The sequence below is a fragment of the Pseudomonas sp. 05T35 genome (genome assembly GCF_056396605.1).
The window spans coordinates 1-9,802 of sequence record NZ_JBFTLU010000156.1 but is presented as its reverse complement, the minus strand read 5'-3'; the positions used below and the strand labels follow the sequence as shown (position 1 = coordinate 9,802).

Annotated in this window: 9 protein-coding genes and 3 pseudogenes; 2 read left to right on the top strand and 10 right to left on the bottom strand. The window is 59.7% G+C overall.

Annotated elements, in window-relative coordinates; all coding sequences use genetic code 11:
• The coding region (locus AC1DH9_RS14070; protein WP_477808318.1) for an FKBP-type peptidyl-prolyl cis-trans isomerase at positions 1 to 507 on the top strand (507 nt) is incomplete at its 5' end.
• Positions 508 to 576: 69 nt separating this feature from the next.
• Here AC1DH9_RS14070 and rsd read toward each other — a convergent pair.
• The 8 genes and pseudogenes from rsd to AC1DH9_RS14030 form a co-directional block, all read right to left on the bottom strand.
• The gene (gene rsd / locus AC1DH9_RS14065) at positions 577 to 1,035 is read right to left on the bottom strand and encodes a sigma D regulator (RefSeq protein WP_145014189.1); all 459 of its coding nucleotides are present in this window, start codon (positions 1,033 to 1,035) and stop codon (positions 577 to 579) included.
• Between the two features lie 175 nt (positions 1,036 to 1,210).
• Entirely contained in the window at positions 1,211 to 1,762 is a 552-nt protein-coding gene (locus AC1DH9_RS14060; RefSeq protein WP_477808317.1) for a disulfide bond formation protein B, read from the bottom strand.
• 230 nt (positions 1,763 to 1,992) lie between these two features.
• Positions 1,993 to 3,231 carry a heme biosynthesis protein HemY gene (locus AC1DH9_RS14055; protein ID WP_427538818.1) on the bottom strand — a complete coding sequence of 413 codons (1,239 nt, stop codon included), beginning with the start codon at positions 3,229 to 3,231 and terminating at the stop codon, positions 1,993 to 1,995.
• A complete protein-coding gene (locus tag AC1DH9_RS14050; protein WP_477808316.1) occupies positions 3,228 to 4,352 on the bottom strand; it encodes a uroporphyrinogen-III C-methyltransferase in 1,125 nt (374 codons plus the stop codon). Before AC1DH9_RS14050 ends, AC1DH9_RS14055 begins: the two co-directional genes overlap by 4 nt.
• A 16-nt stretch (positions 4,353 to 4,368) precedes the next feature.
• On the bottom strand, positions 4,369 to 5,133 hold the full coding sequence (locus AC1DH9_RS14045; protein ID WP_427538824.1) for a uroporphyrinogen-III synthase: 765 nt from the start codon (positions 5,131 to 5,133) through the stop codon (positions 4,369 to 4,371).
• On the bottom strand, positions 5,130 to 6,071 hold the full coding sequence (gene hemC / locus AC1DH9_RS14040; RefSeq protein ID WP_427538827.1) for a hydroxymethylbilane synthase: 942 nt from the start codon (positions 6,069 to 6,071) through the stop codon (positions 5,130 to 5,132). The genes AC1DH9_RS14045 and hemC overlap by 4 nt, the downstream gene beginning before the upstream one ends.
• Positions 6,072 to 6,209: 138 nt before the next feature.
• Positions 6,210 to 6,956: a LytR/AlgR family response regulator transcription factor gene (locus tag AC1DH9_RS14035; protein ID WP_123581046.1), complete on the bottom strand. Its 747-nt coding sequence runs from the start codon at positions 6,954 to 6,956 to the stop codon at positions 6,210 to 6,212.
• Positions 6,953 to 7,202 (bottom strand): annotated as a pseudogene (locus AC1DH9_RS14030) (sensor histidine kinase); the annotation flags it as partial. The gene AC1DH9_RS14035 and the pseudogene AC1DH9_RS14030, both read right to left, overlap by 4 nt.
• A gap of 252 nt (positions 7,203 to 7,454) precedes the next feature.
• On the opposite strand from AC1DH9_RS14030, the gene argH reads away from it, so the two are divergent.
• Positions 7,455 to 8,861, top strand: a complete 1,407-nt coding sequence (gene argH, locus AC1DH9_RS14025; RefSeq protein ID WP_477808315.1) for an argininosuccinate lyase — start codon at positions 7,455 to 7,457, stop codon at positions 8,859 to 8,861.
• On the opposite strand, the pseudogene AC1DH9_RS14020 reads toward argH, so the two are convergent.
• Together AC1DH9_RS14020 and AC1DH9_RS14015 are read right to left on the bottom strand one after the other, a co-directional pair.
• Positions 8,835 to 9,377, bottom strand: a pseudogene (locus tag AC1DH9_RS14020) (glutathione S-transferase family protein); the annotation flags it as partial. The gene argH and the pseudogene AC1DH9_RS14020 sit on opposite strands and share 27 nt — an antisense overlap.
• A gap of 226 nt (positions 9,378 to 9,603) precedes the next feature.
• Positions 9,604 to 9,802: pseudogene (locus tag AC1DH9_RS14015) on the bottom strand (glutathione S-transferase); the annotation flags it as partial.

The following is a 9,802-nucleotide window of genomic DNA, read 5'->3' as shown; positions in this document are numbered from 1 at the left end:
CTGGTGGAAGGTTTGCAACAAGCCTATCAAGGCAAGCCACTGGCGCTGAAAGATCAGCAAATCGAGCAGATCCTGGCCGAGCACGAAGCACAAATGGCCGAGCAACCCGCCGTACCGCAAAGCGAAGTTGCCCTGGACAAGGAACAACGCTTCCTGACAGCCGAGAAAGCAAAACCCGGAGTTCGCGAACTGGCGGATGGCATCCTGCTGACCGAACTGGTCGCGGGCAACGGCGCCAAGGCCGGGCCCAATGGCAAGGTGCAGGTTCGCTACATTGGCAAGCTACCCGATGGCACGGTGTTCGATCAGAACAACCAGGCGCAATGGTTCAGCCTCGACAGCGTGATCAGTGGCTGGCGCAGTGCGTTGCAACAGATGCCGGTGGGCGCGAAATGGCGCCTGGTGATTCCATCCGCGCAAGCCTACGGTGCCGATGGCGCAGGGGACCTGATCGCACCGTTCACACCTCTGGTGTTTGAAATCGAACTGCTCGGCGCGACGGGCTGAGCAATCGCCCAAACGAAAAACGGTGCGCAGTGCGCACCGTTTCAGGGATCGTTTGTATCGAGGAGAAACTCAGGCTTGCTCTGGAGTTTCTTCCTTGTGGGCCGTGTGCAGCACTTCGATCAGGCAATCTTCCAGTTCGAAGCGCTCGTGCAACAGACCGCCAAGCTCCTGGAATTTCTCGGCAACGCACTTGCCTGCATCGCAGAGATCGTTGAACGCCAACAGCTTCTCGGTGATCACGTCGATGCGCGGGTAAATGGTTTCAGCCAATTCAAGCCCGCGTGTATCACCGAACGCCTTGGCTTCGCCCGTCAGCTGTTCGTAGATTTCGAAGTGGCCGGCAGAGACGTAATCGACCAGGACACCACAGAACTCCTGCAACGGCTTGCGGTTTTCGCCCAGAGCCTCGGGCTTGGCGCCGAGAGCATCATAGGCTCGAACCAGTTCGTGACGCTCCTGCAACCAACGATCGATCAGCAGATGCACTCCACCCCAGCGTTCCTGAGCATTCTGACAACTTTCGAGCATGGTGATCTCTCTTCCCTTATGGGTAATGCCGCCCGCACTCGCCGCAAGACTTGAAAATCAAGATTTGGCCAGGCAAAGCACCATCGGGCAACAATTCCAATGATACGTGCGGGCCAGATTATGCCCGCACGCCAAGAGCTTCAAGGTACGCAGGAGATAAAGTTCATACAAGTGTTTAATCACCCACCCTGCCCCGGTGCGACGACCCGTCGCTGGGCGGTCGCTGATRCGCATACCAGACCAGCCGCACGATCTGATAAGCCCCGAGAATCGTCACTCCGACAAAAAACAACAGACTCCATTCGGGAATACTCAGGTCGAACAGCGTCCAGGAAATTTCCGCGCAGTCAGCCGCTTCGCTGAATACCCGCTCCACAACACACTGCCAGGGCATGTTGGTGAACAGGCCTTCCAGACCGGGAGAGCATCCCGACACGTGTTGAACCGAATCGCTTTGCACTACCACCTGGCGCCACGCTGTCACCATTCCCGCCAGGCTGCAGAACAGACCGAGCAGCCAATAAAGTAAACAGCCCAGGCGCTTGGGCCCGTGCAGCGCGGCAATCAGGCAGACCATCGTGAACAGGGCCAGAAAAAGCCGCTGCAACAGGCACAGCCCGCAGGGCTTGAGCCCGATAGAGAACTCCAGATAGTACGAAGCGCCCAAGGCCAGGGCGCCCGCTATGAAAGCCATGAAAAACAAGGAACGTGTGCAGGCCAAAGACATGGCTTATCCGTAACAGAAGAGACAGGCAGTTACGGTAGAGGAAAGCCCTCTGGCCTTTCAAGGCAAGGCAGTGCGGAGACTTCGCCAAAGATGTAGGGAATTCCCGACAGAAGAGACAGGACCAAATGTAGTCCCTTGTAAGACGCTGCCTATACCCGGCGCGACGAGGAAGAATTTTACGGTATTCAAACGCCGGGGCGCCCGTTCGGGCGACCCGGTCGTCCAGCATCTTATGCGCGGGCGGGCACCGGCAAAGGCGAGGCCAGCAGGCGCTTGTCCAGCAGCCCCAGGCCTTCCTGGAAGAGCTGATTGCTGCGCTCGGTATCACCCAACTGAGCCAGCAGACGTGCGAGCTCGGCACAGGCCTCGGGGTTGCGCTGAACCCGCAGGCTGCTTTCCAGATAGTCCCGCGCCTTGCCCCACAGGCTGCTTTGCAAACACAACCGTCCCAAGGTCAGCAGCAAGCTTGGGTCGCCCGGATGGTCCTTCAACCAACCCTCGGCCGCGTGCAGTTGCCGCGCCGGGTCGCTGCCGCGCAGCAAGCCATACAGCCGCGCCAGATGGCTGTCATATTTACGCTTGAGCGCTCCGCGCAAAACCTCTTCCGCCTCGACCTCAGCCCCCAGTTGCCGCAACTGTTCGGCATAGGCAAGCACCAGTTGCGGTTCTTGGCGCTGAGCGGAAGTCAGCTGTTGCCAGGCGCGATTGAGTGCCTGCAACCCAACCGCACCGTCTTCCTCCCGGCGAGCTGCCAGGGTGAGGTTTTCACCCCAGGCACGACGCTCCAGCTCTGCCAGCTCGCTGGCCGGAAGAACCTTGTCCTTGCGCAATTCCGGTAACAGGCGAATGACCGCCGACCAGTCGCCACGCTGTTGATGCAAACGTTGCAACTGACGCAACACCTGAACACTGTGCGGATGACGCTCGTGCATGGCCTGAAGAGTTGTCAGCGCACCGTCGGTATCGCCACGATCGGTTTGCAACTGCGCGTGACTCAAGGCAATCGCCAACTCGGCCTGAGGCTGACGCTCCAGCGCACGCTCCAGCAAGCTGTCGCTTTCGTCATAATGGCCTTGCTCGTTCGCCGCTCGCGCAGCCCCAAGGTAGTAGAGCAGCGGCTGGCGTTCGGCTTCAGCGGCGCGAGACAAGTGACGCTGAGCGCTGGCCCAACGACCTTCAGCCAGGTCCAGCTGACCATGCTCGATCGCCACTTGCACACGACGACTGCGGTTGCGGTTCGACCAAGGGTTGACTACACCGCTGGAAGTGGCCACCAACTCGATCAGCATCTTGATGCCCCATAGCACCAGCCAGATCACCGCCACCAGTGCCAACGTCGCCCACAGGCTCGATTCGTAGCGGAAGGTCTTGTAGGCGATCAGCACGTAACCCGAGTGCTGGGCGATGGCCAGCCCCAACGCCCCGGCGGCGGCGATGAGCAAAAACACAATCACATAAAGTCGCTTCATGGGGTGGCCCCCGACGTAGCACTCGCGGCCGGTTTCACCGAATCCTCGGCGCTGACGTTACGCCGCTCCAGGTACGCCTGCACCGTGCTCAGGGTGGTTGCCAGGTCGGGCGTGATGACCGTTACCGGTYGCTTGCTCAGCTCGGCAATCTGTTCGAGCATCACTTTGCTTTGCGGATTGTCCTGATTGAAGCTGCCCTTGAGCACATCCCGCGCTTCGGTCAGCGCCTGGGTATACACCGGCGCCTGGCCGTTGAGCGCAGCCCACTGCGCTTGCTCAAGCGCCAGGCTCAGCGCCAGACGGACCTGGGTCAGGCTTTGCCCGGCGAGCAATGGACGAATGTTTTTATCGGCGTTGAAATCGATGCGGATGTAGCGCGAAATCTGATCCCACCATTGCGCCCAGCGACTGGCGCCATCGCCATCGGAGGTCAGGGCCGAGAGCGAATCGCGCTCATGAAACTCCGGGGCGAGCTCGCTGAGTTCGGCCACCTGATCACGCAAGGCACCCAGTTGCAGGAACAACCCGGTGCGATCCGGTTGCTCGGTACTGCGCAGCGCAGCAAGACTTTTTGCAATCTGCTCGCGGGCGGCGAAAGAGCCCGGGTCATTCTGCTCGCGAAGGATTTCATCGGCACCTTGCACCAGCGCCTGAGCGCTGCTGATGTCCTGCAAGGCAGACAGACGCAAACTGGCCAGACGCAGCAGGTGCTCGGCCTCGGCCAAACGCCAATCCTTGCGGCTGGCGCCGAGTACCGTTTCCAGACGCTGATTCAAGCGCTGCTGGTCGCCCTGCAACTGGATCACCAGGCGTCGTCGGTCTTCCAGTTCATTGGCTGGCGGTAATTGCTCAAGCCGGGCTGTCAGGCGCTGCTCATTGAGCTTGAAGCTTTGTGCCTGATCGTTCAGGGCCTGCAATTGCCCCAGCTGTTGCTGATTGTTGGCTTGCAGGCTACGCACCTGCCAGATCCCCCAACCGCCAGCGGCAACACCCGCGGCACCCAGCAACATTGCCAGGATCACCAGCCCGTTGCCACGGCGCGGCTCCGGGCTCTTTACAGTTTCAACCGACGCATCGAGCGCTGGCTGGACGTCATCTTTTGGCAAGGCTGTTTCGCTCACGTATCCATCCTTTGCATTAGAGAACGGGCCGGGTTTCCCGCAACGCCGCTAGCAAAGCCGCGGCACTGGCGCCACGACAATCCACAACTGTTTGGGCGCCGGCGGCCAGCGCCATCTCGGCTACCCGAGGGCTCGGAACAAACAAAGGCAACCGCGCCAACTCAGGCCAGGCACTGCCCGCCAATTGGCGCAGGTGCTCAAATCCCTGCCCACTGCTGACCACTACGCCGTTCAAGCGTTCCGCTCGAATCCGCTCAGGCAATGCCCCCTCGGCATACCGCGGCAAGCCACGGCGGTACAACTCCAGATAATCGACACTAGCACCTTGCTCGCGCAAACGCTCCGCGAGCAGCTCACGTCCACCCTCGCCGCGCATGATCAGCACACGAGCATCGGGTCGGGCGATAGCCTCGCGCAACGGCGTCAGTTCAAGCAACGCTTCGCTGTCATCGCCCTCCACCGGGAAGCTCACGTCCAACCCATGATCTTTGAGGATCTGTGCGGTCGCCGCCCCCACGCTGAACCATTTCAAGCGCAGTGATTGCGGCCAGTACCGATCGACCAGATCCACACCGATTCGGGCAGCCGGCTTGCTGACCACGATAACCGCGCAATAGCGATCCATACCCTGAATCACCTGGTGCATTGTCTCAGAGACAGGAATCGGCTCTATCTCCAAAAGCGGCAAGCTGCTGCTGAAAATCCCCTTTTCGGCAAGAATATCGGTCAGCATCGCCGAATCATCCGCGGGACGCGTCAACAACAGGCGCCACCCCGTCACTCGTGACCTGCCTCGCCATAGACCGACTTCAGAATGTCGTTGGCGCCCTGGCCAAGAAGGTCTTCGGCAACTCGTACACCCAAGGCTGCGGCATCGCTGCGTGGCGCACGACCCTCGGCACGGAGCAACAGCCCCCCCTTCGGATCGCCCACCAGGCCGCGCAGCCAGATCTGCTCGCCTTCAAGCACCGCATAGCACGCGATCGGCACCTGACAGCCACCGTTCAAATGCTTGTTCAGCGCACGCTCGGCAGTGACCCGCGTGGCGGTGTCCTGATGATGCAGAGGGGCAAGCAAGGCATGAATGTCGTTGTCGGCGCTGCGGCATTCGATACCGACGGCACCCTGGCCACCTGCTGGAAGACTGTCATCGACACTGATCGACGAGCTGATGCGGTCTTCAAAGCCCAGGCGAATCAAACCGGCTGCCGCAAGGATGATTGCGTCGTACTCACCGGCGTCGAGCTTGGCCAGCCGAGTGTTGACGTTGCCGCGCAGAAAGCGGATTTGCAGGTCCGGGCGACGGGTCAGCAGTTGTGCCTGGCGACGCAGGCTGGAGGTGCCGACCACGCTGCCCTGAGGCAACTCGTCGAGGCTTGCATAGGTGTTGGAAACAAAGGCGTCACGCGGGTCTTCGCGTTCGCAGATGCAAAACAGGCCCAGGCCTTCAGGGAAGTCCATCGGCACGTCTTTCATCGAGTGCACGGCAATGTCGGCTTCGTTTTCGAGCAGTGCGGTTTCCAGCTCTTTGACGAACAGCCCCTTGCCGCCGATTTTCGACAGCGGCGAATCGAGCAGCTTGTCGCCGCGACTGACCATAGGCACCAGCGTCACGACCAGACCCGGGTGGGCTTGCTCCAGACGAGCTTTGACGTATTCGGCCTGCCACAAGGCCAAGGCACTTTTGCGGGTAGCGATGCGGATTTCGCGAGGGGACATGGATCAATCCGTACTGAATAGATACAGCGGATAATAACAGCTCAGGCAAATCCGCTTTGACTTGTATCAGAAACGGCGCAGCCTCCCTGGCCTCACCTACCCGGTAAAGGAGAGTGAAATCCGTGCGCGAACAGCGGACTAAAGCTGTTGCATCATCTTGCGCACACCAGCGACATGACGTCGGCTGACAATCAGCGCATCACCGTTGAGGCCTTTGAGAAAGAGCTGGAAATGCCCAAGTGGCGTGCGCTGCAGCCGTTCGATACGTTCGCGGGCCACCAGTGCATTGCGGTGAATACGTACGAACCGGTCGCCAAATTCGTCTTCAAGGGCTTTCAATGGCTCGTCCAGCAGAACCTCGCCACCTTCGTGGCGCAAGGTCACATATTTGTGGTCGGCGATGAAATAGACCACTTGAGCCAACGGGATCAGCTCGATGCCTTTGCGGGTTCGCGCACTGATATGGCTGCGTGGGCCACTACCGGTTTCTGCCGCCGGCCGAGTCAACGCCGCGAGCTGGACGCGGTTGGGGCGCTCGGCTTTTTTCAGGGCGTCGAGCAACTGCTCCGAACGCACCGGTTTCGCCAGGTAGCCCACCGCGCTGGCTTGCAGGGCGTCCAGGGCAAATTCATCCTGGGCCGTACAAAACACCACAGCCGGCGGCGTCTCGCGTTCGCACAACCTTGCGGCGACTTGCAAACCGTCGAGGCCAGGCATGCGGATGTCGAGCAGCACGATATCGGGCTTCAGGCTGTCGATCAGGGTCAATGCCTCATCGCCATTGGTGGCGCTGGGCTCCAGGACACTGTAACCCTCGAGTTCGCCGACCATACGGCTCAGGCGCTCGCGGGCTTGGGGTTCGTCATCAACGATCAGGACATTCATATTGCGCTGGATTCCTGCGTGAGTCTCGCACAAGGATAGCGTAGACAGGTGAAGTGACATCCGTCACCGCGATCCACGCTAAGACTAGCGCGAGCGCCAAAAAGTGCCGTACGTCGGGTTGCAATATTTATCGGTGCCTGCGCAGTTCCATTCGAAGCCAGCCGCGACGTGGCGTCACCGTAGGGATTGCTGCTACACAATATGAACACCCCTCTTCTCTATATAGCCGGCTTCGACACTGACGTCGCACGCTTCGAGGAGACTCAGCACATGATCGACAATTGCGCTGACCCTCACGTCCAACTGTAGACGCTTGCCGCGACGACAGTGCTCATTTGACAAATATCGTTGCGTAAACGCGGCAGCGACCCGATTGAGTATGGCCGGTCAAATAAGAAAAAAACGTAGCGACCAGTGTCACCGACAGGATTGGCAACCCTGTTATTATCCACCGCAGGTTTTAACGCCATTTTCCTTCAGCCGATCACGAGCGAATTCATGAGCACTGACAAGACCAATCAGTCCTGGGGCGGCCGCTTCAGTGAACCCGTCGACGCCTTCGTCGCCCGCTTCACCGCCTCCGTCACTTTCGACCAGCGCCTCTATCGTCACGACATCATGGGCTCCGTAGCCCACGCCACCATGCTCGCCAAGGTCGGCGTGCTGACCGATGCCGAACGCGACAGCATCATCGACGGCCTGAAGACCATCCAGAGCGAAATCGAGGCCGGCACCTTCGACTGGCGCATCGACCTTGAAGATGTGCACATGAACATCGAGGCGCGCCTGACCGACCGCATCGGCGTCACCGGCAAGAAGCTGCACACCGGCCGCAGCCGCAACGACCAGGTGGCAACCGACATCCGCCTGTGGCTGCGTGACGAGATCGACCTGATCCTGGGTGAAATCACCCGCCTGCAAAAAGGCCTGCTGGAACAGGCAGAGCGCGAATCCGGCACCATCATGCCCGGCTTCACCCACCTGCAAACCGCGCAGCCCGTGACCTTCGGTCATCACATGCTGGCCTGGTTCGAAATGCTCAGCCGCGACTACGAGCGTCTGGTCGATTGCCGCAAGCGCACCAACCGCATGCCGCTCGGCAGCGCCGCACTGGCCGGCACCACCTACCCGATCGACCGCGAGCTGACGGCCCAACTGCTGGGTTTCGACGCTGTTGGCGGCAACTCGCTGGACAACGTCTCGGATCGCGACTTCGCCATCGAGTTCTGCTCCGCTGCGAGCATCGCGATGATGCACTTGTCGCGCTTCTCCGARGAGCTGGTGCTGTGGACCAGCGCACAATTCCAGTTCATCGATCTGCCTGATCGCTTCTGCACCGGCAGCTCGATCATGCCGCAAAAGAAAAACCCCGACGTCCCGGAACTGGTGCGCGGTAAAAGCGGCCGGGTGTTCGGCGCGCTGATGGGCCTGCTGACGTTGATGAAAGGCCAGCCATTGGCCTACAACAAGGACAACCAGGAAGATAAAGAGCCGCTGTTCGACGCCGCCGACACCTTGCGCGACTCGCTGCGGGCCTTTGCCGACATGATCCCGGCGATCAAGCCAAAGCACGCCATCATGCGTGAAGCGGCACTGCGCGGCTTCTCCACGGCTACCGACCTGGCGGATTATCTGGTGCGCCGCGGCCTGCCGTTCCGTGACTGTCACGAAATCGTCGGTCACGCGGTGAAGTACGGCGTGGAAACCGGCAAGGATCTGGCAGAGATGAGCCTGGAAGAACTGCGCAAGTTCAGCGACCAGATCGAACAGGACGTGTTTGCCGTCCTGACCCTGGAGGGCTCGGTGAATGCCCGTAACCACATCGGTGGCACCGCGCCGGCGCAGGTGAAAGCAGCTGTGGTTCGCGGTCAGGCGCTGTTCGCTCAGCAAGTCGATAACGAATAACCCCTTCCCGACTTCCACCGCCAGATCAACACTATAGAGAAAATACAGATCGGCCAGGGTGAACTGCTCGCCTGCCACATAGGGTGTAAAACGCCCGTGGCGCGCCAATGCGGCAAACCCCTTGATCAGGTCCCGCTTGGCCTTGGCCTTGAGCGCCTCTGGTGTCGGCCGACCACCAAAAAACACTTCCACGTAACAAATCCGGGCCGGTAGCTCTATGTACAACTCAATCTCTTTAGCCTGTGCTCTGACACGAGCTCGCTCGAACGCGTCTGTCGGTAAAAGTGCAATGCCTGGCTGACTTTCATCGATGAAATCGAGGATCGCATCCGTCTCACTGAGAAAGCCCTGCTCTGTCTCCAGTACCGGCACCTTCCCACGCGGGCTGACCGCGAGGATGGTCGGATTCTGGCAACCATGAAAGGGGACTACTTCAAAAGGCAGGCCTTTTTCCAATAGCGCCAACTTGACCATATTGAAGTAATTACTGGCGGCAAATCCATAAAGCTTGAGCATTGAAGGGTCTCCTTGACCATGCTGTTACCGAATCAAAATACGATTCGGCCCTCACGGTAAATTCAACCGTCAACATTGGGGTCACGCAGTTATTACCGAACGCAACAACATCGCCTGGGCACGACGCCAAACAAGGCGTCGAGGCRGTTAAACAAAACATTTCGACGCTTTTGCAGACGTGACACAGCTCGACAGCAGGGCTGCCGAGCCTACGGTCAGCTGTCATTTATTTCCTGGCGTTAATCATCGCCAAAAACCCTGGCATCGCCGCTTCCTTGTCTGCCGCAATGCGTTTGGCATGCGGTGTCTGCTCCAATTGCTCAAACAATGCCTTGGCAGCGGGCGGCAACTCGGCCAGCAAATCCAGATCGAAGAGCTTTTTGCCGACTGCGCAGGCCAGGCTGACGCTGTACAGGAAGTACAGG